The sequence below is a fragment of the Cupriavidus sp. MEYA8 genome (genome assembly GCF_059278825.1).
The window spans coordinates 719,198-744,744 of the sequence record NZ_CM181221.1 but is presented as its reverse complement, the minus strand read 5'-3'; the positions used below and the strand labels follow the sequence as shown (position 1 = coordinate 744,744).

At 65.5% G+C, this 25,547-nt stretch carries 26 protein-coding genes and 4 pseudogenes; 22 read left to right on the top strand and 8 right to left on the bottom strand.

The window, feature by feature from the left end; translation table 11 throughout:
- Positions 1–69 precede the first annotated feature (69 nt).
- The 4 genes from AC5WJ1_RS03465 to AC5WJ1_RS03450 all read right to left on the bottom strand — a co-directional run bounded on the left by AC5WJ1_RS03465 (position 70) and on the right by AC5WJ1_RS03450 (position 2,125).
- Positions 70–630: a chemotaxis protein CheW gene (locus AC5WJ1_RS03465; protein ID WP_135704730.1), complete on the bottom strand. Its 561-nt coding sequence runs from the start codon at positions 628–630 to the stop codon at positions 70–72.
- Positions 631–682: 52 nt separating this feature from the next.
- On the bottom strand, positions 683–1,054 hold the full coding sequence (locus tag AC5WJ1_RS03460) for a response regulator (RefSeq protein WP_029045760.1): 372 nt from the start codon (positions 1,052–1,054) through the stop codon (positions 683–685).
- A gap of 27 nt (positions 1,055–1,081) precedes the next feature.
- On the bottom strand, positions 1,082–1,582 hold the full coding sequence (locus tag AC5WJ1_RS03455; RefSeq protein ID WP_133093966.1) for a response regulator: 501 nt from the start codon (positions 1,580–1,582) through the stop codon (positions 1,082–1,084).
- A 372-nt stretch (positions 1,583–1,954) separates the two neighbouring features.
- Positions 1,955–2,125, bottom strand: coding sequence for a rubredoxin (locus tag AC5WJ1_RS03450; protein WP_010813017.1), 171 nt, complete (start codon positions 2,123–2,125; stop codon positions 1,955–1,957).
- Between the two features lie 226 nt (positions 2,126–2,351).
- Here AC5WJ1_RS03450 and hemL point away from each other — a divergent pair, with 226 nt between their 5' ends.
- The 5 genes from hemL (at position 2,352) to AC5WJ1_RS03425 (ending at position 6,602) form a co-directional block, all read left to right on the top strand.
- Positions 2,352–3,644, top strand: a complete 1,293-nt coding sequence (hemL, locus tag AC5WJ1_RS03445) for a glutamate-1-semialdehyde 2,1-aminomutase (protein WP_195431656.1) — start codon at positions 2,352–2,354, stop codon at positions 3,642–3,644.
- Positions 3,645–3,765: 121 nt separating this feature from the next.
- Positions 3,766–4,392, top strand: a complete 627-nt coding sequence (locus AC5WJ1_RS03440; RefSeq protein ID WP_195431658.1) for a LemA family protein — start codon at positions 3,766–3,768, stop codon at positions 4,390–4,392.
- 10 nt (positions 4,393–4,402) lie between these two features.
- Positions 4,403–5,275 carry a TPM domain-containing protein gene (locus AC5WJ1_RS03435; RefSeq protein ID WP_195431660.1) on the top strand — a complete coding sequence of 291 codons (873 nt, stop codon included), beginning with the start codon at positions 4,403–4,405 and terminating at the stop codon, positions 5,273–5,275.
- A gap of 20 nt (positions 5,276–5,295) precedes the next feature.
- Positions 5,296–5,799, top strand: coding sequence for a TPM domain-containing protein (locus tag AC5WJ1_RS03430; protein WP_195431661.1), 504 nt, complete (start codon positions 5,296–5,298; stop codon positions 5,797–5,799).
- A 137-nt stretch (positions 5,800–5,936) separates the two neighbouring features.
- The gene (locus tag AC5WJ1_RS03425; protein WP_195431662.1) at positions 5,937–6,602 is read left to right on the top strand and encodes a methyltransferase family protein; all 666 of its coding nucleotides are present in this window, start codon (positions 5,937–5,939) and stop codon (positions 6,600–6,602) included.
- A 24-nt stretch (positions 6,603–6,626) separates the two neighbouring features.
- On the opposite strand, the gene AC5WJ1_RS03420 is transcribed toward AC5WJ1_RS03425, so the two are convergent.
- Entirely contained in the window at positions 6,627–7,901 is a 1,275-nt protein-coding gene (locus tag AC5WJ1_RS03420) for an MFS transporter (protein ID WP_195431663.1), read from the bottom strand.
- A 78-nt stretch (positions 7,902–7,979) separates the two neighbouring features.
- Between AC5WJ1_RS03420 and AC5WJ1_RS03415 the strand changes: the two genes are divergently transcribed.
- The 4 genes from AC5WJ1_RS03415 to AC5WJ1_RS03400 all read left to right on the top strand — a co-directional run bounded on the left by AC5WJ1_RS03415 (position 7,980) and on the right by AC5WJ1_RS03400 (position 11,601).
- Positions 7,980–8,948, top strand: a complete 969-nt coding sequence (locus tag AC5WJ1_RS03415; RefSeq protein ID WP_133093959.1) for a LysR substrate-binding domain-containing protein — start codon at positions 7,980–7,982, stop codon at positions 8,946–8,948.
- Positions 8,945–9,265 carry a hypothetical protein gene (locus tag AC5WJ1_RS03410; protein ID WP_195431664.1) on the top strand — a complete coding sequence of 107 codons (321 nt, stop codon included), beginning with the start codon at positions 8,945–8,947 and terminating at the stop codon, positions 9,263–9,265. The genes AC5WJ1_RS03415 and AC5WJ1_RS03410 overlap by 4 nt, the downstream gene beginning before the upstream one ends.
- A 758-nt stretch (positions 9,266–10,023) precedes the next feature.
- Positions 10,024–10,200, top strand: a complete 177-nt coding sequence (locus AC5WJ1_RS03405; RefSeq protein ID WP_165971451.1) for a hypothetical protein — start codon at positions 10,024–10,026, stop codon at positions 10,198–10,200.
- Positions 10,201–10,224: 24 nt separating this feature from the next.
- Positions 10,225–11,601, top strand: coding sequence for a sigma-54 dependent transcriptional regulator (locus AC5WJ1_RS03400; RefSeq protein WP_195431665.1), 1,377 nt, complete (start codon positions 10,225–10,227; stop codon positions 11,599–11,601).
- Positions 11,602–11,670: 69 nt separating this feature from the next.
- On the opposite strand, the pseudogene AC5WJ1_RS03395 reads toward AC5WJ1_RS03400, so the two are convergent.
- A pseudogene (locus AC5WJ1_RS03395) lies at positions 11,671–11,859 on the bottom strand (transposase); the annotation flags it as partial.
- Between AC5WJ1_RS03395 and AC5WJ1_RS03390 the strand changes: the two are divergent.
- Positions 11,854–12,255, top strand: a pseudogene (locus tag AC5WJ1_RS03390) (IS256 family transposase); the annotation flags it as partial. The pseudogenes AC5WJ1_RS03395 and AC5WJ1_RS03390 overlap by 6 nt on opposite strands.
- 24 nt (positions 12,256–12,279) lie before the next feature.
- On the opposite strand, the pseudogene AC5WJ1_RS03385 reads toward AC5WJ1_RS03390, so the two are convergent.
- Positions 12,280–13,516: pseudogene (locus AC5WJ1_RS03385) on the bottom strand (IS110 family RNA-guided transposase).
- 221 nt (positions 13,517–13,737) lie between these two features.
- On the opposite strand from AC5WJ1_RS03385, the pseudogene AC5WJ1_RS03380 reads away from it, so the two are divergent.
- Positions 13,738–13,959 (top strand): annotated as a pseudogene (locus AC5WJ1_RS03380) (transposase); the annotation flags it as partial.
- A 178-nt stretch (positions 13,960–14,137) separates the two neighbouring features.
- Here the strand turns inward: AC5WJ1_RS03380 and AC5WJ1_RS03375 are convergent.
- Positions 14,138–15,148: a glycosyltransferase family 2 protein gene (locus tag AC5WJ1_RS03375; RefSeq protein WP_195431666.1), complete on the bottom strand. Its 1,011-nt coding sequence runs from the start codon at positions 15,146–15,148 to the stop codon at positions 14,138–14,140.
- A gap of 1,161 nt (positions 15,149–16,309) precedes the next feature.
- Between AC5WJ1_RS03375 and AC5WJ1_RS03370 the strand changes: the two genes are divergently transcribed.
- From AC5WJ1_RS03370 to AC5WJ1_RS03320, 11 genes are all read left to right on the top strand, one after another.
- Positions 16,310–16,492 carry a Flp family type IVb pilin gene (locus tag AC5WJ1_RS03370; protein WP_195431667.1) on the top strand — a complete coding sequence of 61 codons (183 nt, stop codon included), beginning with the start codon at positions 16,310–16,312 and terminating at the stop codon, positions 16,490–16,492.
- An 87-nt stretch (positions 16,493–16,579) separates the two neighbouring features.
- Complete coding sequence (locus AC5WJ1_RS03365) at positions 16,580–16,762, top strand: Flp family type IVb pilin (RefSeq protein WP_195431669.1); 183 nt, start codon at positions 16,580–16,582, stop codon at positions 16,760–16,762.
- Between the two features lie 43 nt (positions 16,763–16,805).
- The gene (locus AC5WJ1_RS03360) at positions 16,806–17,336 is read left to right on the top strand and encodes an A24 family peptidase (RefSeq protein ID WP_195431671.1); all 531 of its coding nucleotides are present in this window, start codon (positions 16,806–16,808) and stop codon (positions 17,334–17,336) included.
- Between the two features lie 76 nt (positions 17,337–17,412).
- The gene (locus AC5WJ1_RS03355) at positions 17,413–18,831 is read left to right on the top strand and encodes an ATP-binding protein (RefSeq protein WP_195431673.1); all 1,419 of its coding nucleotides are present in this window, start codon (positions 17,413–17,415) and stop codon (positions 18,829–18,831) included.
- Positions 18,832–18,879: 48 nt separating this feature from the next.
- Entirely contained in the window at positions 18,880–19,722 is an 843-nt protein-coding gene (gene cpaB, locus AC5WJ1_RS03350) for a Flp pilus assembly protein CpaB (RefSeq protein WP_195431674.1), read from the top strand.
- Between the two features lie 66 nt (positions 19,723–19,788).
- Entirely contained in the window at positions 19,789–21,678 is a 1,890-nt protein-coding gene (locus AC5WJ1_RS03345; protein WP_195431676.1) for a type II and III secretion system protein family protein, read from the top strand.
- A 26-nt stretch (positions 21,679–21,704) separates the two neighbouring features.
- Positions 21,705–22,043, top strand: a complete 339-nt coding sequence (locus tag AC5WJ1_RS03340) for a hypothetical protein (RefSeq protein WP_195431677.1) — start codon at positions 21,705–21,707, stop codon at positions 22,041–22,043.
- Positions 22,044–22,068: 25 nt separating this feature from the next.
- Entirely contained in the window at positions 22,069–23,331 is a 1,263-nt protein-coding gene (locus tag AC5WJ1_RS03335; protein ID WP_195431678.1) for a pilus assembly protein TadG-related protein, read from the top strand.
- Between the two features lie 9 nt (positions 23,332–23,340).
- Positions 23,341–23,868: a TadE/TadG family type IV pilus assembly protein gene (locus AC5WJ1_RS03330; protein WP_195431679.1), complete on the top strand. Its 528-nt coding sequence runs from the start codon at positions 23,341–23,343 to the stop codon at positions 23,866–23,868.
- Positions 23,865–24,323: a TadE/TadG family type IV pilus assembly protein gene (locus tag AC5WJ1_RS03325; RefSeq protein WP_195431680.1), complete on the top strand. Its 459-nt coding sequence runs from the start codon at positions 23,865–23,867 to the stop codon at positions 24,321–24,323. The genes AC5WJ1_RS03330 and AC5WJ1_RS03325 overlap by 4 nt, the downstream gene beginning before the upstream one ends.
- Positions 24,324–24,345: 22 nt before the next feature.
- A complete protein-coding gene (locus AC5WJ1_RS03320; RefSeq protein ID WP_195431681.1) occupies positions 24,346–25,542 on the top strand; it encodes a CpaE/TadZ family protein in 1,197 nt (398 codons plus the stop codon).
- The last annotated feature ends 5 nt before the right edge of the window (positions 25,543–25,547 follow it).

Here is a 25,547-nt window from a genome sequence, read left to right as displayed (position 1 = left end):
GCGGCTCGTGCCGGGTGCGCCAGGCCGGGGCCAGCGCTTGTTTCTTGCCTGCTCGCGGCGCTGCGCGCCTCAGGCCGCGCTGCGGCCCACCTGCAGGAACGCCGGCGCGTCCAGCAGCGCGCGCACGTTGAGCACCTGCCAGTCGCGCCCGTCGCGGTCGGCAAAGCGCTGGCCCTCCCAGGCCGGCACCTCATCCAGTCCCTGCGCCGCCTCCTCGTGCGGCAGCCCCAGTTCCGTGGCATGGCGCAAGCCGGCCACGCGCGTGGCCAGGATCGCGCAGGCGCGCTCCACCTGGCGCGACAGCACCACCAGCTTGCTGCCGGGCTGCACCGGCGTGGGCGCGCCGCCGCAGAACAGGCTGAAATCGATCACGCCAAGCAGGCTGCCGCGCGCATTGACCAGGCCGCTGTACCACGGCTGCGTCAGCGGCACGCGGCTGGGCGGGCGCATGTCGAGCACCTCGCCGGTCTCCGCCAGCGGCAGCAGCCAGTGGCGCGCGCCGATCTGCAGCGCCAGGTAGCTGTCTGCGGCGGGCAGGGTGCGCGCCTCGCGCAGGCGCCGGGCCAGCATGGCCTGGTAGTCCTGCAGGCGGGTGTGGCGGGCGCGTAGGTCTTGGCGTGGCGCGTTCATGTGGCGGTCCCCGGTACTGGTGGTGGCATCCCGTACGGCCGGCGCTGGCGGCTCAGTGCGCCAGCGCGGCGATCTTGCCCAGCAGTTCCTCGCCGTCGACCGGCTTGACGATGTAGTCCGACGCGCCCTGGCGCATGCCCCAGATGCGGTCGGTGTCCAGGCCCTTGCTGGTGCACATGATCACGGGGATGTCCTTGAAGCGGTCGTCGCGCTTGATCGCGCGGGTCGCCTGGTAGCCGTTCTGGCCGGGCATCACCACGTCCATGAGGATCAGGTCGAAGCTTTCCGATTCCAGGCGCGCGAAGGCCTGGTCGCTGTTGCCGGCGACCGAGACCTTGAAGCCGCGCTTGCCGAGCAGGTCGGACATGAACAGCGCTTCGGTCGGAGAGTCGTCGACGATCAGGATCTTGTTGATGGCAGTCATGAGGTTTCCTTCGGTTCGTTCACGCCGTCAGCATGCCGGCAAGGCCTTTTCCGCCACGTCGGCGCGGACCGGCAGGCAGGCCTGCACGGCCTGCAGCAACGCCTCGCGGGTGAACGGCTTGGCTAGATGGTCATGCGCCCCCACCAGCCGGCCGCGCGAGCGGTCGAACACGCCGTCGCGCGACGACAGCATGATCACGGGGATGGCGTGGAAGCGCGGGCTTTTCTTGATCAGGGAGCAGGTCTGGTATCCGTCCAGCCGGGGCATCAGGATGTCGCAGAAAACCAGGTCCGGATGCAGCTCGCCGACCTTGGCCAGCGCCTCGAAGCCGTCCTCGGCCAGCATGACCTGGTATCCCGCCTGCGACAGGAAGATTTCCGCCGTGCGGCGGATGGTGCTGGAATCGTCGATGACCAGCACCTTGCGGCGCGCGTGCGCCTGGGTGTCCGGCATTGGTACGCCAGGCGCCGCAATGCTGGCGCCGGCGGCATTGACCCGCTGGTTTTCTTCTGTATGAGCGACCCGCATGTTGTTCCCGCGACCGGCCACGCCCTGCGGCGCGCCGGCAAGCACTAGAGAACACCCGTGCGGAGCAGCGCGACCCATGCGCGCCCCGACGGACCCCCGAAAAATGATTCTGCTTCCCTTCAAGGCCGGGCCAGACCCGGCAGTGGCGGTGCGTGGAACCCGCACCTGCCTGCCGTCTTCCCCACCAATGGCGGATGGACGGCCACATAATTTGCAACAGAGTGTGACAAGACGCCGGGGGGCCGTCAATCCGGAGCGGCGGGCCCTTGACGGCGTTCTGTCGTATCGGCGCGACGCGCGTGGCCAGTGTGGCGGCTTTCTATGAAGCTTCGATGGCGCACAAGCTGGCGTCGTGCCGGGCGGCTGCCAGCGTCAGATGGCCACCATCTCGAAATCTTCCTTGCGCGCACCGCATTCCGGGCAGGTCCAGTTGATGGGCACGTCTTCCCACCGGGTACCGGGGGCGATGCCGTCTTCCGGCGCGCCTGCGGCTTCGTCGTAGATCCAGCCGCAGATCAGGCACATCCAAGTCTTGTATTCCATAACAGGCTCTGGCCACTCTCCATTAAAATCCAGCGCAGATGGTACCGAAACCGTGCCGCCCGCGCCAGCCGGCGACCGCCAGAATCGTGCCAGTTCCGCCGTGTTCGCGCATGTTAGCGCCGGATTGGCAGTCAATTGCCGTGACATTCCACGGTATTGCCTGCATGTCGACGAGACGCCGGCCGCGCCGCCACGTTCCCAGCAGTCCTTGATCCCACTCAACGCCATGTCCCGTAACCAGCAGCTCTTCGACCGCGCCCAGCAGACCATTCCTGGCGGCGTCAACTCCCCCGTGCGTGCCTTCCGCTCGGTGGGCGGCACGCCGCGCTTCATCACGCGCGCCGAAGGAGCCTATATGTGGGATGCCGATGGCCAGCGCTATATCGACTACATCGGCTCCTGGGGTCCGATGATCGTCGGCCACGCCCACCCCGAGGTGGTGCGCGCGGTGCAGGAGACCGCGGCCCACAGCTTCTCGTTCGGCGCCCCGACCGAGGCCGAGATCGCCATGGCCGAGGAAATCTGCAAGCTGGTGCCGTCGATCGAGCAGGTGCGGCTGGTGTCTTCCGGCACCGAGGCGACCATGAGCGCGCTGCGGCTGGCGCGCGGGTTTACCGGCCGCGACCTGATCATCAAGTTCGAGGGCTGCTACCACGGCCATGCCGACAGCCTGCTGGTCAAGGCCGGCTCGGGCCTGCTGACCTTTGCCGACACCACGCAGAACGCCCCCTCCTCGGCTGGCGTGCCGGCCGACGTCACGCGCCACACCATGGTGCTGGAGTACAACAACGTCGAGCAGCTGGAGCAGGCCTTCGCCAAGCACGCCGGCGAGATCGCCGCGGTGATCGTCGAGCCGGTGGCCGGCAACATGAACCTGGTGCGCGCCAGCGACGCCTTCCTGAAGGCTATGCGCGAACTGTGCAGCCGCGACGGCGCGGTGCTGATCTTCGACGAAGTGATGACCGGCTTCCGCGTGGCGCTGGGCGGCGCCCAGGCCCACTACGGCATCCGCCCGGACATGACCTGCCTGGGCAAGGTGATCGGCGGCGGCATGCCGGCGGCAGCCTTCGGCGGGCGGCGCGACATCATGGCCAAGCTGGCGCCGCTGGGCGGCGTCTACCAGGCCGGCACGCTGTCGGGCAATCCGCTGGCGGTGGCCGCCGGCCTGACCACGCTGAAGCTGATCCAGGCGCCCGGCTTCTACGACCGGCTGGCCGCGCAGACCCGCAAGCTGGCCGACGGCCTGGCCGAAGCCGCGCAGGCAGCCGGCGTGCCGTTCGCCGCGGACGCCATCGGCGGCATGTTCGGCCTGTATTTCCGCGAAGACGTGCCGGGCAGCTTCGCCGAGGTGACCAAGAGCGACACCGCGCGCTTCAATCGCTTCTTCCATGCCATGCTGGACAACGGCGTCTACCTGGCGCCGTCGGCGTTCGAGGCCGGCTTTGTCTCGGCGCAGCACGACGACGCCATCCTGGGCGCCACCTTCGATGCCGCGCGCAAGGCGTTCGCGGCGGCCTGAGGCCATGCCGGCGGGCGACGTGCCGGGGCGTCGCCTGGGCCGTCGCCTGGCAGATGGGCGGTGCGCTACACTTGGGACTCGCCAGGCCATGCCTGCCATGCCTAACCTGCGGAGTCCCACGATGCGCGCCTCTTCCTCCCTGTCCTCGCAGCTGCGCTCGCCGCTGTCCGTGCTGCGCTGGCTGCTGCTGGCGGCCATGGCCAGCCTGCTGACCGCCTGCGGCTACAACGACTTCCAGGCCAAGGACGAGGCGGTCAAGGCGGCCTGGGGCGAGGTCATCAACCAGTACCAGCGCCGTGCCGACCTGATCCCCAACCTGGTCAACACCGTCAAGGGCTACGCCACGCACGAGCGCGAGACGCTCGAAGCGGTGACCAAGGCGCGCGCGGCCGCGACCAGCATCCAGGTCTCGCCCGAGACCCTGAACGACCCGGAAGCGTTCAAGCGCTTCCAGCAGGCGCAGGGCGAACTGTCCAGCGCGCTGTCGCGCCTGCTGGCGGTGTCCGAGAACTACCCTCAACTGAAGGCCGACGCCTCCTTCCGCGACCTGCAGTCGCAGCTGGAAGGCACCGAGAACCGCATCACCGTGGCGCGCCAGCGCTACATCGCCGCGGTCCAGGACTTCAACGTCCTGGCGCGCAGCTTCCCCACCAACCTGACCGCGATGATCTTCAAGTACCCGGTCAAGCCGTCGTTCACGGTGGACAACGAGAAGGCCATCTCGACGCCGCCGGCAGTCAAGTTCTGAGGCGGCGGCCATGGGCCTGACCACCGGCCGCTCGCAGCAGCCGTCCTCCTGGCGCACCGGCCTGGCCGCGCTGCTGCTGTGGCTGGCGGCATGGCTGTGCGCGCCGGCGCTGGCGGCCGACGGCTTCGTGCCGGTGCCGCCGCTGACCCAGCGCGTCACCGACCTGACCGGCACGCTCAGCTCGCAGCAGCGCACCGCGCTGGAAAACGTACTCGCCGAATACGAGCAGCAGCGCGGCAGCCAGATCTTCGTGCTGATGGTACCGACCACCGAGCCCGAGCCCATCGACGCCTACAGCATCCGCGTGGCCGACGCCTGGCGCGCCGGGCGCAAGGGCATCGACGACGGCGTGATCGTGCTGATCGCCAAGGACAACCCGCCCGGGCTGCGCAAGATGCGGCTGGAGGTCGGCCGCGGCGTGCAGGGGTCGCTGACCGATGCCATGTCCAAGCGCATCCTGCAGGACGTGATGGCGCCGCATTTCCGCCAGAACGATTTCTATGGCGGGCTGGCGGCCGGCATCTCCGCCATCCAGGCCACCATCGACAAGGAAGGCCTGGCCGGGCCGCAGCCGCGCAAGGCGCAGCAATCCTCGGCGCTGGCGGACTGGCTGCCGGTGCTGTTCCCGCTGGCGATTATCCTGTTTTTCTTTATCGGCGCCATGCGGCGCTCGCGCGGGCCGCAGATCGTCACCACCCGGCGTGGCCGTGACGTGATCGCCGGCGGGCTGGGCGGGCTGGGCGGCTACGGCATGGGGCAGGACTGGGGACGGCGCGGCGGCGGCTTCGGAGGAGGTTTCGGCGGCGGTGGCGGCGGCGGTGGAGGCTTCAGCGGCGGAGGCGGCGGCGGCTTCGATGGCGGCGGCGCGTCCGGCAACTGGTGACACAAGGAGGAGCGACGACCATGCCCCATCTCCGACGTGCCCTGCATCATTTCGCCACCACCGCCGGCACCGCCCGCAAGCACTTCCCGGCCGAGGCCCAGCAGCAGCTCCATGCGGCCGTGCATGCCGGCGAGTCACGCCATCGCGGCGAGATCCGCGTGGTCATCGAGGCCAGCCTGCCGCTGGGCCACGCCTGGGCCGGCGTGACCCCGCGCGAGCGCGCCCGCTTCCTGTTCGGCGCGCTTGAAGTCTGGAATACCGCCGACCATACCGGCGTGCTGCTCTATATCAACCTGGCCGACCACGCCGTCGAGCTGCTGGCCGACCGCGGCATCGACGCCAGCGTAGGGCCGGCGGTCTGGCGCGAACTGTGCGACGAACTGGCGCACGGGCTGAAGCAGGACCTGTCGGTGACGCCGGTGCTGGTGACGGTGGCGCGCATCCATGAGCTGCTGGCCAGCCATTTCCCGTCGGATGGGGGGCACAACCCCAATGAGCTGGACGACCGGCCGATCGTGATCTAGCGGATTCCCCTGCGCAAGCGTTCACGGGTGAAACATCCTTTTGCCCGATATGGCGACCCGGGGCCATGCCATTACGCTTGGTGGACAAGCAAGCATCACGGCGGGGCGAAGATTCCGCTGGATAGACGGGGGAAACCATGTCAGAAATCCTGGCGGCAAACGATCGGCCCAACGCGGCAGCCAAGTTGAACCTTCGGGAAGTACTGCTGGAGGTGATACTCAGATGTTCCACCGCCCTCATGCTGTGCCTATTCGCCTATTCGGCGATACGGCAGTGGCTGGCCGATCCATCACGCGTCACTCTGCTGTTGCTGGTGATTGCAAGCTGCCTGACGATCGGCCTGTCCCTCTTCGTCCGGGTGCCGAAAAAGCGGGACTGGAATCCGATCACCGTCCTGTGCTCGTTGGGGGCTTCTTACTATTTCCTTGGCATCAAGCTGGCACCTGGGCAACACCTGGCGCCGGAAATAGTGGGCGCGTGCCTGCAGCTTGTCGGGATTTCATGGCAGATCTACGCCAAGCTGACGCTGCGCTTCTCGTTCGGGATACTGCCTGCCAACCGCGGGATCGTATCGCACGGGGCTTACCGGTTCGTGCGGCACCCGATCTACCTTGGCTACCTCATCGCTGATGTGGGCTTCCTGCTCACAAACTTCGGCCTGCAGAATTTGTTAGTCTACACCGGCCTGTATGCGCTTCAGGCTGTGCGGATCAACCGGGAAGAGGCGCTACTGTCCAACGATCCCGAATATCGGCAGTATCGCGAGAAAGTCCGTTTTCGCGCCGTTCCAGGCATTTACTGATCAGTGTGTTCACCCGCGAAGGTTTCAGCGAAAACCAGCAGCCACCGGCGCGCGCCGCGCGCCCATCAGGTACCACACCGCCGCCAGCACCTGCAGGACCACCAGCCCCCCCCACGCCGTCATGTGCGCCGCCTTCGGGTAGTGACCGCCGCTGGACGGCCACAGGTCCAGAACAAATCCCACACCGACCTGGCACGCAAAGGTCGACAGGAACACCGTCAGCGTCAGCGCCGTGGTGGCCCGCCCGATCAGGGCGTCGGGGAAGCTGCGCGCCAGCACCGCGTAGGTCAGGATGCCGCTGGAGCCGAACACGCCGTAGGCGGCCCACAGCAGCACGGGCGGCAGCGGCACCTGCGCCATCAGCAACGCCTGCACCACGATAAAGCCGGTCATGCCGATGCCGGCAAACGCATAAAGGCTGACGCCGATGCGCTCCAGGTGGCGCGCCGCCCAGCCCGAACCGACGCAGCCCGCCATCATTGCAAAGCCGATCACCGAGACCAGCCGCGCACTGGTGGCCGGATCGAAGCCCGGCACATCGCGCAGGAAGGCACCGACCCACAGCGTCTGCACCGCCAGGAACACGCCCTGGTTCAGCAGCGTCAGCGGCACCACGCGCCAGAAGCGCTCGCTGACCACGATCTGGCGCGTGCCGCGCAGCTGCTCGCGCAGGCTTTCCTTGCCGGCGCGCGGCTTGTCGGGAACGACGAACCACAGCAGCGCCGCCATCGCCAGCGACACAACCGCCAGCCCGGCGCTGACCATGCGCCAGTCCGTCAGCGACAGCAGCCACGACAGCGGAGTGCCGACCAGCACCGCGCCGAACCCGCCGATCGCCATCACCACGCCGTTGAGCAACGGCATGCGCGACAGCGGGAACCACATCGACAGCGCCTGGATGGCGGCGCCAAGGCACACCGATACGCCCACGCCAATCAGCAGCCGGCCGGCGGCCAGCCCCGCCATGCCCGGCGCCAGCGCGAACACCAGCGAGCCGGCAACGGCCACCAGCAGCATCGTCGCCTCGGTGCGGCGCGGGCCGAAACGGTCCAGCAGGATGCCGGCGGGCAGCTGGGCACAGGCAAAGCCAAGGAAATAGAAGCTGGTGAGCAAACCCAGGTCGCCGGCATTGAGCCCCAGTTCGCGCGTCAGGTGCGGCGCGAAGCCCAGGTTGACCCCGCGGAACACATAGGACACCAGGAAGCCCAGCGAGAACACGGCCAGCACGCGCCAGCGCGCGTGGGCTTGTTCCGTTGGCGCCGGGACGGAAGACAAAGCGGATGAAGTGGTAGTCGTCATGGCCCGCATTGTCGTCCCCATTCCGGTGCAAGGCCAACGAAACATACCCGCGGCGATTGTGAGTAGAATTTGACGGCCATGTCCAGATCCCCCGGCAAACCCGCCCATCGCCCCGTCCACCTGCCCCCACTGCAAGCGCTGCGTGCGCTGGAGGCGGCCACGCGCCACCGCAGCTTCTCGCGCGCGGCCGAAGAGCTGGCGCTGACGCACAGCGCCATCAGCCACCATATCCGCGGGCTGGAAGCCAGCCTGGGCACCAAGCTGTTCCAGCGCAGCGGCAGCCAGATGACGCCGACCAGCGCTGGCGCGCGGCTGGCCGAACAGGTGCGCGCCGCGCTCGACAGCATCGAAAGCGCGCTGCGCGAGGCCGGCAACAGCGCCGCGCCGCCGGTGGTACGGCTGCAGGTCAGCGTGATGGAGGACCTGGCCAATGCCTGGCTGATCCGGCGGCTGCCCAGCCTGCATGCACAGGTGCCGTCGCTGGACCTGCATTTGCGGCTGCACGCCGAGATCAGCCCGCCCGACCCGTACAGCGTCGACGTCGGCATCTGGCACCAGCGCGTGGACCTGCCCGGCTTCGAGTGCCACAACCTGATCGAGGACCACGTCATCGCCGTAGCCAGCCCGGCGCTGCTGGCGCGCTACCCCGGCTTCACGCTGGCCGACGTGCCGCGCCTGCCGATGCTGCGCTTTGCGCTGCGCCCATGGCGCGACTGGCTGGAAGCTGCCGGCCTGCCGGGTGACGAGCCCGAGCGCGGCCCGATCTTCCAGGATGCGGGGCTGATGCTGCAGTCGGCCGTGGCCGGACTGGGCCTTGCCACCGCGCGCGCGCAGCTGGCGCATGACTACTTGTCCAGCGGCCAACTGGTGCAGATCGGCTCGACCCGGATCCCATCCAGCCTGCACTACTGGGTCACCTGGCGCGAAGGCAACCCGCGGGAAAAGGCGATCCATGCCTTCCACGCCTGGCTTCAGGAGCAGGTGCGCGGCGATGCCATGCAAACGCATGCCACCGTCGGCGGGCAACGCCAGCAGTTTCAATCATGAAATTGTTTCGTACGTCGAAGTTGACAATACGAATCATTTTCGATAACGCCAGGCAATTCAAAGGCTGGCCGGCGATCGCGGCGCCGGGGGCGGTGTTTCTGAACGCGACCTTCGACTCCCGCGAAAACCGCCTGAGTTTCATCAATGCAACCGATTTGTCAGCCGTGCCAGCGCGCAGGAATCTCCCGCGCCACCCATCCAAAAAGATGAGGCCGGGCCTTCGGCGTCATCCGCAAAACCATGCAAATGCTTGTCATCGGCCGTCCCAGGAGGCCTCCAGCACGGTTACGCCCGGCTGTAAAGCGCTAAAAGGTTGAGCCAGGCGAAGCCTGGCACACCGGTTCCGCTTAAAAAGGCTTCATCCCGTTGTAAAGGAAATGCAACTCCGGCGATCGGGCCGCCGCGTGCATCATCGGAGCCATGGCGCCCGAACCTCCAAAATGCCGCCTCCCCTCTTTCGGATGGCCGCGAATCCCTCCAGGTAGACCTTTCGGCACTCCATTTCGTAAAACTGTGACGTATACCTGACGTCGACAACCTCACTCATGCTGCATTGCACCATGAACCAGGCCGGGGATGTATCAGGATCGGAACGTTTTCTCACGCCACGGCGGCGGCCGGAACTCCCACTTTTTACGTTTCTCTTTTCGAATCAATGACTTGTGCCGCACTGGCACGTTCGTCGCACTTATGTCCCCGCGAACAGAAGCCCGACACAGGGGAAGTCTGAAACGGAAGCGGCAAACATACTGGCATGCGTTCGCCGAAGGTCAGTTTCAGAACGATCCTCGTATCCCAGGACGGGGCGTCGGGCTGGTGCTGTAAGCGTTGGGCCACGCCGCAGGGACTGGCTCGCACCGGCGGGTCGTTGCAGAGGCCGCCGACAAGATTAGAGGGAGGTCTTTCAGGACACGGGCCGCGCGCTTGCGCGTGGGCCGTGCAACCTGGAAGAACCCTGCCAGCCCGGACCACCGGGCGGCGAAAACGGGATCGCGGACGCACGGCTTGCCGGCGCGTCTGGAAAGAATGGGGTGCTGACCGGCCTGCCATGCAGGCGCTGCGAGACACCGCTGCCGTGACCGATGCCATCGACATCGGCGCGGCAGCGGCGGACTACGCGGCGCATCGGCGGGACGGCAAGAACAGAATTCGGGGAGGACGCCGGTTCGAGGCATCGATGATGCAGCGACGGCGCAGGCCTTATGGCCACCGAATCCGGTGCGTGGCAACCGCCGCCGCCGGTTTCGTCTGATAAGAAGAAATCCGGGGAAATCGTATGAGCGCGTATGCCAACCGCCCGCTGCTGTACCTGTCGCAGCATCACGACGCCATGCTCTGCAGGGTCCTGTCGCAACGGGGCTGGAAGCTCAGTTTCGCGTCAAACCTGCAGGAACTGCATGCGCTGGCCCACACCTCCCAGCCGGCCGCCGCGCTGCTCGACGTGCACAGCGGCTTCAGCGATGCCGAGCTGGAATCGTTCGAACCGTGGCTGGCCCAACCGCAATTCGGCTGGATCGGCATCGTCGCCAGCCGCGAGGCGCTGAGCGAAGCGGCACGCCGCCTGCTCGGGCTCTACTTCGTCGACTACTACACCTCCCCGTTCGAGTCCGCCGACCTGGCTCACTCGCTCGGCCATGCGCAGGGCATGGCGCAGATGCGGCCCGCCGTGCAGCGCGCGGCGGCCAGCTCGCGCCCGGACGGCATGATCGGGACCTGTTCCGCCATGCAAACGCTGTTCCGCGGCATCGAGAAGGTCTCGCGCTGGGACACCCCGGTACTGATCTCGGGCGAGTCCGGCACCGGCAAGGAACTCGCCGCGCAGGCCATCCACCATGCCAGCGAACGCGCGCAAAAGCCCTTCGTTGCCGTCAACTGTGCCGCCATCCCGCCCACGCTGCTGATGTCGGAACTGTTCGGCTACGAGCGCGGCGCCTTCACTGGCGCCACCAAGCGCAAGCCGGGGCGCATCGAGATGGCACAGGGCGGCACGCTGTTCCTCGATGAAATCGGCGACATGCCGCTGGAAAGCCAGACCAGCCTGCTGCGCTTCCTGGAGACCGGACGCATCGAGCGCCTCGGCGGCACCGAATCCATCGAAGTCGACGTGCGCATCATCTCCGCAACCCACGTCGACCTCGACGCCGCCATCGCCGCCGAACGCTTCCGCGGCGACCTCTACCACCGCCTGTGCGTGCTGCGGGTACGCCAGCCGCCGCTGCGCGAACGCGGCAGCGACATCATGCTGATCGCCGAGCACGTGCTCGACGGCGTGCGCAAGCAATCGCCGGCCCGCATCCGCGGCTTCTCGCCGACCGCGCTGCGCGCGATCCAGCAGCACAACTGGCCCGGCAACGTGCGCGAGCTGATCAACCGCATCCGGCATGCGGCGGCGATGTGCGAGGACGGCGTGATCCAGCCGGCGGACCTGGAACTGGCGACGCCTGTGGAAGAACGGCCGAAGACGCTGGCGGCGATCCGCGAGGAAGCGGAACAGCATGCGATCGTCGAGGCGCTGCAGCGTAATCATGAGCGGCTGATTGACGTGGCGGCGGAACTGGGGATTTCGCGGGTGACGTTGTTCCGGCTGATGCGGGATTACAAGCTGCAGGTGAGGAAGGGGGATATGGGGATGGTGTGTGTGCAGGGAAGTTGAGGCGGGAGGCCGCCCAGGCCAGCCGCACCATCACTCTCGACATTGCTGGCGGGGTCGATCGCGATTCCGCCAGAACTTGGCGCCTTCGGTGGTCTCGATCCACAGACCCAGGATGTCGCGGGTGCCGTCCGGCAGCACGCCCAAGGCCAGGTAGACGGCCTTGTTGCGCACCACGCCGTCCTCGCGCATCTTGACCCGCAGCGCGTCGAAGAACACCACCGGGTACATCACCTCCAGCGGACGGCCCTGCCAGGCGGTGACTTCGTCCAGAAGGTGTTCAATGATCTGAAGACCCGCGGCACCCAGGACATCCTGATCGCGGTCACCGATGGCCTCAAGGGCATGGAACAGGCTCTGAACGCGGTGTTCCCCCAAACGACGCTGCAGACCTGCATCGTGCATCTGATCCGGAACAGCCTGGAGTACGCCAGTTGGAAGGAGCGCCGGGCCGTGGCGGCGGCGCTCAAGCCTGTGTACACGGCCCCCAGCGTGGAGGCTGCGTTGGCCGAGCTGGAGGCCTTCGAGCAAGGGCAATGGGGTAAGGACTACCCTCCGATCGCCGCGTCCTGGCGTCGCGCCTGGGATCAGGTGATCCCATTCTTTGCGTTCCCGCCGGCGATTCGCAAGATCATCTACACGACGGATGAAATTGACAAGCGCCCGCGTTCTTCCACTCCTTTACGGCGTCCGTATTGGCGACCACGGAGCGCGTACCGCACTTGCCTGCGGCCGCGCTTGCTTCCAGCGCGAGAACAGGCGTTGGTAAGCCTGCTCGGCTTGCTCGCCGACTGCACGCTCCAAATCCCGGACGGACTTCAGATTGTAGGCCGCGGCAGAACCCTTGCGGCTACCGCAGCGCGCAGGAGGCATGCCTGCAATTCCAACTCACGGGTCTTTCGCGCTGTCAGCGCTGGGCGATCCCACGCGAAGGATTCGTTACGCGTGAGCACGTGCCAGACGATTATTGCCAGCTTGCGCGCGGTGGCAACAGCCGCGATCTGCTGACCACGATGATCCCGGATGCGCAAGAAGAAGGCACGAATGGGGCCGGCCGTTTGCGCTGCTGCCCAGGCAGCCTCGACTAGCATGGCACGCGCGTAGGAGCGTTCGCGCTTGCTGATGTGTCCGTGCTTTGCTGGTTGCAAGCCGGATTGGTAGACCGAAGGATTGAGGCCAAAGTAGCTGACCAGTTTCTCCGGCGATCGAAAGCGAGCAATATCGCCGATGGCTGAGAGCAAGCCGATCGCAATGGTGGTGTTGATGCCGGTGATGGTCAGGAGCTTGCACAGCCTGTCGTCCTGAATAGCGGATTGGGCCAGGATGCGCTCGACCTCCTGTAAATTCTCTGCCAGCCGGTCCAGCTCGTGCAACCGCTGGTCGATCCCGATGCGTTCATCCGTGGGTAGCTGCTGCAGGCTCAGCCAGGCTCGCCCTTTCTTGCCAAACAGGTCTGTCGCGGGACACCGCTCGATGAGATGTGCGGCAAGGACAGCGTGAATCTCATTCTTGAGCCGGGTCCGCTGCCGCACGATCTGGGCTCGGCGCGACACCTGCCGTCGCATTGCTTGCGTAGCCTCGTCTGGAATCCAAACCTCGGGCAGGAAGCCGCTCGCGTAGAGTTGCGCGAGGATCGCCGCATCGATCTTATCGGTCTTCACGCGCGCTTCCGCAATCAGACGGACTTGCAGCGGGTTGGCGACGATGACTCTGGCAACATGACCTCTCAATACATTCGCAATAGCGATCGTATTGCCGGTCGCCTCGAGTACCACGTGGTCGTCAGGCTTTAGCCTGGCAGCAAAGCGTGCAGCTCATCGCGTCGCAGTCCGACGCGCCCGCCGGCGCGTAGCAGGCCGTTGTCCAGATAGGCAATCTCAGCCACCGATCGCGATACATCCAGTCCTATCACTCGCATTGGCGTCTCCCATGGGAAACATCACAAATGGGAGCCGGTGGGACAGCACGACAACTACGGATTCGCGCTCGCAGCGCAACCGGGCGGGTCGCAGGCGCGGCCAACTACTAACACGAGCTCGCAGCTCAACGTATATGAACGGCCTGCCCACCCGAAGTGCTCCCCGGTGCCCCTGTCCCATACACCAAGTTACTCGGTGAGGACGAGGGGCACCGGTTCCTATCATGCCGGTTACCAACGCGATCGAGAGCCTCAACGCCCAACTGCGCAAGATCATCAAGACACGGGGCCACTTCCCCAGCGATGAGGCGGCGACCAAGCTCCTGTGGCTGGCCCTACGCAACATCACCGGGAAGTGGGGCAGTTCAACGCATGACTGGAAGGCCGCCATGAACCAGTTTGCGATCCTCTATGAGGAACGCTTCACCCATCCGCATCGTTGAGATAACGCTGGCTCACCGGCTAAGTTGACGGTGAGCCCAGCTGCCCTGAACACAAAAACGCTGACAGCCCCCGCCAGCAATGTGCCATTCATGCGTTACCAGCTTGGGGCCCGGCACGCTTCCCTGCCAATAAGAGGCGGCCGCAACGCTGGGCGGCCGCCCCCTGCACAGTCATCTGTCAGCTGCGCTTGCCGGCCACCAGTGAAATGATTTTGCCGTCCCCACCTGCGCGGCGCTGCGGACGGCGCGTATGGTATCGGCGCTTGACCAGGTAAATCGGCCTGCCTTTCGATTCCTCATAGATGCGCCCGATATATTGGCCAACAAGGCCAAGGCCAATCAGCTGCACTCCGCTGAAAAACAGCAGCAGCGCAATCACCGGCGCATGGCTGGGCACGTCCCCGTCTCCCATCGCACTACGTGCGACGATGGACAGGCCGTAGCAGATCGAAACCAGCGCGATGCACGAGCCAAGGTACATCCAGCCACGCAACGGAGCCGAACCAAAGCTCGCGATATCGGCCAGCGCAGCTCTCCACCGCCCGCCTCCCCGCTCGTTCGATGCGCCTTCACGGCCCCGATCGCGCTGATACGGCACGAGCACGGTACTGAAGCCCACCCAGGTGAACAGGCCCTTCATGAAACGGTGCGTTTCGGGAAGCTGCTTGAGGGCATTCACCACCGCACGATCCATCAGACGGAATTCACCGACATTGCGGGGAATCTTCACGCCCGACAGTGCGTTGTGCAAGCAGTCGCAAAAGGCTCCGGCCAATCGCTTCACGTACGAGCCATCACCGGGGCCCGTGCATTGGGCAAGCACTACCTCCGCGCCTTGTCGCCAGCACTGGACCAGCGTCGGGATCAGCTCGGGCGGATCACGCAGGTCCGCATCGAACGGAATCACGGCGTCCCCGAGTGCCTCGTCCATGCCCGCAGTCAGGGCTGCCTCCTTGCCAAAGCAGCGCGTCAGCTCGATCACGCGAATCCTGCCATCACGGCGCGCGGCTTCGACAAGTCTGGGCAGCGTATCGTCCGTACTACCATCGTTGATGCAGACGATCTCGAACTGCGTGGCGTGCAGGGATTCCAGGATCGGCAACACGCGCGCAAGGAAGGCATCGATCGCCGCGCCGTTGTTCTGGAACGGCACCACTAACGACAGGAGCTGGGTTTCATAGTTGGACATGACCTGGATCCTCCGATGCTCACAACAACTGCATCAGGGGGCGTGCGCGTGTGCAACCACACCGGCTGTCGATACGAACATCTTCCCCCGAACTTCTTTCTAGTCTTGTGCGGCGTCACCTTGATGTGCATAGCGGGCGCGCAACTGTTCTTCCTCGCCCAGTCTTGTCGCGCACAGAACGGAAAGCAAGGCGCGCGGGCGTCGGTAACGCATGGATAGGCGTCCCGGGCGGCGCCGGGGTTAGCAACGTTTCAGCCGTGAATCATGCGGCCTGCCTGCCCGGCAAGCCGCGCCAATACGGAGGTTGCAAGGAATCGGCCGGGTATTGCAAGGCATGCCAGGTGCGCCACGGAAGACGTCGACGTTTCTATCCGGAAACGCTGGCCCGCTGGTACGGCTTCCTCATCCATCAGGCGGCACAGTTCGCGCCGCAGTCGGCGAACCCCGTAATGCCCCAGCCAAGCGCTGTATGTATCGCTCTCATCCAAACCTGCCAAATCATGCTTTTGGTTGAAGCGCCTGCCTTGGTTTGAAAGTCGGCGCGCGCCAGCGCGCCCTGGGCCCTCATCCGTTAGTTGGCTCATCCGAAATGGCCTGTGCGGCTTGCGTTTCCCGCCGGCAACGAAGCGCGGTGAAATCACCGCATACGGTGCCGATGGCTTGCCACCGTTTCACCCCTGCTTCCCGGAAAGCCTTACGGCACAAGGGTTGCGCGTTAGCTGGCGCGCCGCTTGCCTATGTCCTGGCACCGGCACCGCCACAAAGGCGAATGCCGAGATGCCGGAGCAACTGGCCGGCATCAGAACCAAAAAGATACGGGGAACCTTGAGATGCCTGCCGCACGCCATTTCGCGCTGACGCACCGGAACGCTTATAACGCCGCATCCGCCCGCATGGGCGGCAGCGTGCCGTTCCGTTGCATGACACGCGCAGGCCATGCACACCACGTAGCGCGCTGCATGCACGCCTCGGCCGAACGCCGGCTGGAGGCGCGCAGCCCGCAGGGCATGTGCGGCGCTCCGGGCCGCTGGCCCTTCCATGCATGTGCCATCTGCGCTCCGCCGTGCTCCCATAATTCCCGGCACTGATAACCAGCGCCGGCATTGCGTTACCGCAGTTATGTAGTCCTGTAGTGCTTGATCCCAATCCAAGGAGTTAGCCATGCAAAAGTTGACCACTATGTTCAAGCAATTCATCCGTGATGAAGAAGGCGTTACCGCCATCGAGTACGGCCTTATTGCTGCGCTGATTGCCGTTGCAATCATTGTGACGGTTAAAGCCGTCGGCACGGACCTGAACGCTGTGTTCACGAAGGTCAGCACTGAGCTGAAAGCTGCTACCTAAGTAGCGTGCGCCCGCATGGCTACCATTCGCACCTGGCCATGCGGGCAATGCTGCCATCTCTTCCCATTGGATCAACAGGAAGCCCAGATGCCCAAGCTCCGAACCTCTTGGAAGGCCCTTCTTTATCAAGACGGCGGCGTCTCTTCCATCGAATACGCACTGCTCGGCTCCCTGATCGCAATGGCCATCATTGGTACTGTCGTTACGCTGGGCGACGCCGTGCAGTCGCTGTACCAGATGATTGCCGACAGTATGCACCGAAGCGTTTGACAAGGCTTGCTCTGGCCTAGCCAACCTCCAACCCCCGAACATCATGCAAGCTGCTGCCCTCGCCCCGTTTGTCGCACCGGTCACGATTGGTATCGTGCTAAGCGCCGCAGCCATCGACCTGGCACGGCGACGCATCCCCAACTGGCTGACTTTCGGCGCCTGGATCGCCGCGCTGCCAGTGCAGATGGTCATTCACGGTTTCGCGGGAGGCTCGCTGGCATGGCTGTATGGCTGGCTGGTGGGCCTGACCCTGTTTCTGCCCTTCTACCTGCTGCGCGGTATGGCCGCCGGCGACGTCAAGCTGCTGGCAGCCGTGGGCGCCTGGCTTGGCGCGGCCATGGTTGTAAACGTCGCGCTTGCGACCTGCGTGATAGGTGGCGTGTGGGCGCTGGTACAGCTTCTCGTCACCAGGCAGACGCTTGTGACCCTATCGCGAGTGAGCTACATGCTCAGCGTAGCGGTTCAACGTCGTGCGAGGCCGGTGCAGTCTGAAGCCGAAGCATCCGCTGGCTCGATACCCTACGGCGTCGCCATCGCCGTAGGCACGATTGTCATGCTTTTTGCCGGCACCTGAGAACCAACCGGACAGAGCAGCCATAACGACGCGCCTTGAAGAACTAGAGCACACAGATCAGAAACCGGGGATGGCAATGAACGAGTACCAAGACACGGGTCACGCCACGCAGCACCTCGAACCCGTCGCGACAGTCAGAAATACTCAGCCCGACCATGGCGCGGTGCCTCTGGCCCCCTGGCACGTCCTGCCGCGCACCATCGCCGACACCGGGCTGGAAGTGGCACTGTTGCTGAGCCTGCTGATGAAGGCCGCCTACCTGCACCGCACCGTCACACTGGCCGTGCTGACCGACACGCTGAAGCTGCCCGGCACCGTGGTCAACGAAGTCGCCTCGGTCGCCGTCCGTGAGCGCCTGCTGGAAATCGCCCACCGCGGCGCCAGCGACCTCGACGTTCGCTTCCGGCTGACGGACGCCGGATATGCCCGCGCGGCCGAAGCCTCGGCGCGCTGCAGCTACATCGGCGCCGCGCCGGTCACGCTGGACGCTTATGTCCAGGCGGTGAAGCGCCACTCGGTCGGCCAGGCATCGGTGACCAAGGCCGACGTCACCGCAGCCTTCCATGATCTGGTGATCCCGGTCCACCTGCTGGATGCCATCGGTATGTCGCTGAATACCTGCCGAGCCCTGATGATCTACGGGCCCGCCGGCAGCGGCAAGACCTACCTGGCGCAGCGCCTCGGGATGCTGCTGCCGGGCGCGGTGCCGGTGCCGCACGCCATAACCGTGGCCGGCGAGATCATCCAGGTATTCGACCCGCTGGTCCATGTGCCCTGCGATGACAGCGAAGGCTCGCTGGCACGCCGTTCGCTGGACCGCCGCTGGGTCCTCTGCCACCGCCCGGTGGTGCTGTCCGGCGGCGAACTGACGCTGTCCATGATGGACCTGCGCCACGACCCCGTCGCCGGCTTCTACCAGGCGCCGCCGCACATGAAGGCGAACAACGGCATCTACATCATCGACGACCTGGGCCGCCAGTTGGTTGGCGTCACCGACCTGCTGAACCGTTGGATCGTGCCGCTGGACCGCAACATTGACATGTTCACGCTGCAGACGGGCGTGCGCTTCTCGGTGCCATTCGACGTCTGGCCGGTGTTCTCGAGCAACCTTGAACCGTCCGCGCTCGGCGACGATGCCTTCCTGCGCCGGCTCGGCAGCAAGCTCTATGTCGGTGCGCTGTCCGTGGACGACTATCGCGAGGTGTACCAGCGCACTGCCGCCGAATACGGACTGGCCAGCAGTGAAGCCGTGTTCGACTTCCTTATCGACAGCCTGCACTACGCCAGCGATACGCCGCTGTTCGCCTGCATCCCGCGAGACCTGCTGCGCCTGGTGGCCTCCGGCGTGCACTACCACGGCGCCGCGCCGCAAGTCACAGAGGAAGGCCTGGTGGCGGCCTGGCAAGGCTACTACGGGCTGCGCACCTCGCCCGAAGGCATGCCACAGGCCGGCGGCGCCCGCCGCTGGTCAGACAACCACCGCGCCGCGAGCTGAACGGTAGCACCGACACGGAAACCATTGGGAATACTGGGGAGAGTCATCATGAAGAACATGCGCGCAATCCTGATGCTGCTGATTGCCCTGGTCGCCGGCGTGGCGGCAGTGGTGTCGGCGTCGCGATGGCTGGTGCAGCAGTCATCCAGCTCGGTCAGGCAAGTGGTGGTCGCCGCCAACGACCTGAACCTCGGGCAACCGCTCAACGGCAGCCAACTGCAGCTGGTCAGTTGGCCGGCGGGCAGCGTCCCGCCTGGCGCGTTCCAGGACGTGAAGGCTCTGGAGGGCCGTGTGGTCCGCACCAGCCTCCAGCGCGGCGAGCCGGTTCTCGACGGCAAACTGGCGCCGATCGGCACCAAGGGCGGACTGTCCGCGGTCATCAACGACGGCAAGCGCGCGATCACGGTTCGCGTCAATGACGTGGTGGGTGTTGCAGGCTTTGCGCTGCCAGGCAACTACGTCGACGTGATCGTCAACACCAATGAAGAAGCGCGCAACGCGCAGAACAGCAACATCTCCAAAATCGTGCTGGAGAAAATCCTGGTGCTGGCGGTAGCGCAACAGGTCAGCCGTGACGACACCCAGCCCAAGGTGGTGAATGCCGTCACGCTCGAAGTGACGCCCGAGCAAGCCGAGAAGCTCGACGTGGCCCGCAGTGTCGGCACGCTGTCGCTGGTGCTGCGCAACCAGATGGATGTCGCTGACATCAACACCGGCGGCGCCACCAAGGGCACGCTGCTGGGCAAGACGCCCGAAGCGCCGCCCGCCAAGGTCGTGACCCAGACCGCCACGCGCACCGTGGTGAAGACCCGAACGGTGGCAGCGCAGCCCGCACGTGGCAACTGCATCGGTGTGCTGGCAGGCATGCAGGGCGGCGTCGAGTGCTTCTGACCACGCCTCGTACGACGTTCAACGAATCCTGATCTGCATCACAGCTTCTCCGGGGGGAGATTCAAAATGAACCAGAAAAGATCCGACGCCGCAGGCGGCACCCGCATCCTGGTGTTTGCCGCCATCCTCTTCACTCCGCTGGCCGCCGCGGCGCAAGCCGCCATGGAGGCGGGCATCGTGACCAAGGCCACTGCACCAGCCGCGGCCAAGGCACCCGCGGCACCGATGCAGATGACCATCAGCATGACGCCAGGCGCCCCGACCACGGTGGCGCAGGGCTCGGCGCCTGCGCCCGCACCGGCTGCCGACGCGCGCGGCCCCAACTGCGTCGGCGCGATCCGCAGCGAATCCAGCGTGATGGTGCCGGTCGGCAAGTCGCAGCTGATCTCGCTGCAAGAGCCCGTGCGCAACCGCACGCTGGGCAATCCCAATGTCGTGCAGGCGACCATGGTCTCGCCCCAGACGCTCTACGTACTGGGCCGCAGCGTAGGCACCACCAACATGATCGTGCAAGGCCGCAGCGGCGCCTGCACCATCATCAACGTCGTGGTCAATGCCGATGCCGGCGGCCTGCAGACGTCGTTGGGGCAGCTCTTGCCCGGCGAGCCTGGCATCCGCGTGATGACCGCTGCCGATAACCTCGTGCTGACCGGCAGCGTCACCAATGCGCAGTCCGCCCAGCAGGCCATGGACATCGCCCAGGCGTATGCCAACGCGGCCCAAGGCACCGACGGCAAGAACGGGGACAAGAAGGGCGGCGTGCTTAACATGCTGTCCGTCGACAGCCCGCAGCAGGTGATGCTGGAAGTCAAGGTCGCCGAAGTGTCGAAGACGCTGCTGAACCAGCTAGGTTCCGCGGTCAACCTGCAGGGCGGCTTTGGCTCCTGGACGGGTGGTGTCGTGACGTCGCTGCTGACCGGCGCTTCGGGCGCAATATTCGGCAGCAAGGCCAACAACCTGCCGTTCGAATTCGCCGTCGACGCGCAGAAGAACGACAGCCTGGTCAAGATCCTGGCCGAGCCCAACCTGGTCACCATCAGCGGCCAGGAAGCGAGCTTCCTCGCCGGTGGCAAGATCTACATCCCGGTGGCGCAGGCCAACGTGCTGAACGGGGCCGGCACCGTCACGCTGCAGGAAGAAGAATTCGGCGTGGGGCTGAAGTTCACGCCGACCGTGCTGGCGAACGGCCGCATTCACCTGAAGGTCTCGCCGGAAGTGTCCGAACTGTCGCCCACGGGTGCCACCATCCGCGGCGGCACGCTAGCGGGTCAGACTATCCTGCCGGTCATCACCACCCGCCGCGCTTCCACCACTGTTCAGATGCGCGATGGCGAGAGCTTTGCCATCGGCGGACTGCTGACCGACAGCGCGCGCGGCTCGCTCAAGGCACTGCCGGGTGCGGGCGAGGTGCCGGTGCTGGGCACGCTGTTCCGCAGCACGCAGTACCAGCAGGACCTGACCGAACTGGTGTTCGTCATCACGCCGCGCCTGGTCAAGCCGATGCAGACGAACAACTACCCGCTGCCGACCGACAGTTTCTCCACGCCTAACCCGCTGTCGCTGTACTTCATGGGCAATATGGAAGGCCAGGGCAAGCCTGCGCCGCAGCCCGCACCGGTCCCGTCGCAGCCCGCCGCGCCGGCCCCCGCGCCTGTCACGCCGCCGTCGGCGCCACGCGGCGAAGGCACTGCCACATCGCTCTCGATGGTGCCGACCGGCCGTCCACTGGATCCGCCGGCAACTGCGGGGTCGCCAGAAGCGCAGGCAGCTGCGACCTCGATGCCCCGCACCGCAGACGCGCCACAACCGGCGGGTCCAGCTGCCCGCAATATCGCCGCCGCACCAACTGCCGAGGACACCGCCGCGCGCATCGCCCGCATCGAAGCCACCGCCGCGCGTCTGGCCCAGGCACGAGCCGCCGGCACCGCCACGCGCACCGCCGCGGGCGGCAACTGAACCGCTGCGCACACAGGAGAACGATCATGAGCAAGCAACTCAACCTTTCGCGCGGCGCCACCACGCTGGTACTCGGCAGCCTGGCCTGCATCACGCTGTCGGCCTGCATGACCTCCACGCCGGTGTGGGACGGCCAGCGCGGCGTGGCACTCGCCACGGTCACGCAGATGCAGATCATCAATCCCGATGCGCCTGCGGGGCTGCCCACCATCACGGGCACCGACGGCAAGACCGCGGTGGCGGCAATGAGGAACTTCGACCGTTCGCTGGCCAACGGCACGCAAGGCGGCACGCCCTCCATGACGATCGACTTCGGCGCCGGCGGCTACGGCGGCGTGGGCATGTCAGGTGGCGGGTCCCGCTGATCTGCGCAAACCACGGAGAGCCGATATGTCACGCCCTACCACCTACCGAGGCCGTCGGACGACCTGGCGCAAGCGGCAGCGTGGCGCGATCGCCATCATCGTCGGGCTGTCGCTGGCCGTCCTGATTGGCTTCGTCGGGCTGGCGCTCGACCTGGGCAAGCTCTATGTGACCAAGAGCGAGCTGCAGAACGGCGTCGATGCCTGCGCGCTGGCCGCCGCGCGCGATGTCACGGGGGCCACGCCGTTGCTCGTGTCGGAGGCGGCTGGCCTCGCCATCGGCACGAGCAACGCTGCCATGTTCCAGAACGAGGCAGTGAAAATGGTCAAGGATCTCAATGTCTCGTACAGCGACACGCCTGACGGTACCTACTACACCAAGGACAAGGTGCCCTACGCACTGGACAAGGTGAAGTACGTCAAATGCACCGCCGAGCGCACGGATATTGCCCACTGGTTCATCCAGATCCTTAACCTGCTGCCCGGCATCGACATCCAGCCCAGTACCGTTAACGCAATGGCCGTGGCCACCACCACCAGTTCGCAGACAGCCTGCGCAATCCCGGTCTATGTCTGCACGCCGCCAACGGCCAATCCGCCAAAGACCGCGTACAACAAGGGCGACTGGATCGCGTCCAAGGTCGATCCGAAGGATCCGTACGGCCCTGGCAGCTTTGGCTGGGCTGACCTGTCGCCTCCGGGGGGTGGTGCTTCCGAGCTGGCGGGCTTGCTTGCCGGAAGCGGACAGTGCGACCTGCCGGCAGTGGGTTCAAAAGTTGGTGAACCAGGCGAAATCTCGGCGCTGATTGCGGCGTGGAATACCCGCTTCGGCATTTATACCGGCTCTTACAAGGGGCCGGGTGATGGGGCGCCGGACTTTACCGGCTATGCCTACGACGTCACCACATGGAATCCGCCGAACGGCGGCAACGCCTACGCTGATTTCATTCAGAAGCGAAGTGCCAACGCGCCATACCAGACGGACGCAAATAGCGGCTTGACTACCAAGGGCACGGAATCGACACAGGCGGTGCACAAGGCCGGCGCTGACCGCAGGCTGGTACACGTGCCGATGGTGGATTGCACCGAATTCGCCTCTACCAAGCTGGCACAGGTGGTCTCCTGGAACTGCATGCTGATGGTGCAGCCAATGCAGGAGCCCAGCGTAAAGGATGTGGTTTACCTCGAATACCTGGGCAATTCGAAGGACTCCACCAGTCCCTGCGCGACTCAGGGTGTGCCCGGGTCCGATACGGGTTCAGGCCCGCGTGTGCCGGTGCTGGTTCAATAGGAGCAAATCATGGAGCGATGCAGGCAGCGCAGGGGCGACCGGCACGATCGGCACCATCGGCGCGGGGTGGTCGCGGTGGAATTCGCACTGGTCCTGGTACCGTTACTTCTGCTGGTGAGCGGGGTGGCGGAGTACGGCCGCGCCATCTACCAATACAACGCCCTGACCAAGGCCACGCGCGACGCCGCACGCTTCCTGTCGCAGTATGCGCCGAGCGAGCCCAACTATCCGCTGGCGCAGGCAAAGTGCATGGCCGTCTATGGCAAGACCGTCTGCGAAGGCGAGGTGCTGGTGAAAGGCCTCAGCACCTCGATGGTGGTCGTCTGTGACCGTGTCGACGCGAGCGGGTGTGGCGGCAAGCAATTCGCCAATGTCCCCATCTACGAGGGCGGCGACAGCTCAGGCGTTCAGGCCGGCACCATCAACCTGGTCGAAGTGAAGATATCGGGTTACTCATATTCGCCAATCCAGGCCTACATCCCGGTGGGAAACCTGGCGTTCTCCGATATCGCAACAGTGATGAGGCAAGTGCTATGACTCCGCATTGTGTCACCCGCCTGCGTCTGCACCAGGCCGGCGCCACCGCGATCGAGTTTGCCCTGGTTGCCAGCATCTTCTTCATGCTGCTGATAGGCATTGCCGAATTCTCGCGCGTGCTGTTTTACTGGAACACTGCAGGCGAGGCGACCCGGCTGGGCGCACGCATCGCCGCGGTGTGCGACGCCAAAGACGCGACCATCAAGGACAGGATGACCAATCTGATGCCCAAGCTGCAGGCCACCAATATCCAGATCGGGTACGAACCCAGCGGCTGCGACGCGGACGCCGATGTCGCCCGCAACACGTGCCGCTCGGTCACTGTCAGTGTCTCCAACGTCTCGGTCGAGACTTTCATTCCGGTCGTGCCGATCACGCTGGCGATGCCTTCATTCTCGACCACGCTGCCACGGGAAAGCCTGAATTCCTCAACCGGCGGCAAGATCTGCAATTAGCACGCATAACCAGGAGCACACCATGCTCAGAATTCTGATCGTTTCCGAGGATGCTGAAAGGTTGGGCGAGCTTTCGCGTATGGCGGACGCCTGTGGAACCTTCCAGATCATGCGGCTGCAGGATACTCCCGCGGCGCTGCGCACGCATGGCAGCCACCTGCGCAGCGCGGATGCGCTCATCCTCGACCAGGACTTCCGCGGCAGCACGCAGACGCTCGGCATCGAAGCCTTGCGCCAGCAGCATCCCGACCTGCCCTGCATCCTGGTGACAACGGCGCAACAGCCGGATGTCCTGATCCGGGCACTGCGTGCCGGGGTGCGCGATATCCTGCCGTGGCCGCTCGACAAGGGCCAGCTGAGCGAAGCGCTCGGGCGGCTGGAGGCAATCCACGTGCCCAGGGAGCGTAACGAAGCGCGCGTGATCTCCCTGGTTTCATGCAAGGGCGGCGCCGGCACCAGCTTCATCGCCGGCAATCTTGCCTACGCGCTGAGCGCCGGCGAGCGCAAGCGGGTACTCCTGATCGACCTGAACACCCAGTTCAGCGACACCGCATTCCTGGTCAGCGACAAGACTCCGCCAGCGACCTTGACGGACGTGTGCTCGCAACTGGAGCGCATGGACGATACCTTTCTCGATGCCTGCATGACCCGCGTCGACGAGGGCTTCGATATCCTGGCCGGCGCGATCGACCCGATCAAGGCCAACGAGGTCCGCAAGGACAGGATCGACCATGTCCTGTCCGTGGTCAGCCCGCGCTACGATTTCATCCTGATCGACGTCGGACAGCCGGTCACCCCACTGTCGCTTGCGGCCTTCGACCGCAGCCACAGCATCTGCGTGACTGTGCAGCCCAGCATCCCCTATGTCCGCACCGGCAAGCGCCTGCTGGATATCCTGCGCGCGCTGCACTACCCCGATGACAAGATCCGCATCCTGCTGAACCGTCAGGGCCGCCGCGACGAAGTGCCACGTGCCAAGCTGGAGGAAGTCTTCGGCATGAAGGTTTTCCACGTGTTGCCCGATGATCCTGCCGTGGTGGATGAATCGATCGGTCACGGCGTTCCCGTCCTCAAGGAACAGAAGCGCAGCGCCATCTCCAAGTCGCTGCTGTCTCTCGGCGCCACGCTGTCCGCGGGCACTGGTACCGAACGGCAGGCGCAGCCGGCCAGGCCGTCTCTGGCAAGGCTCTTCCTGCGCCCGAAGTCGAGCGCCGCCTGAACCGC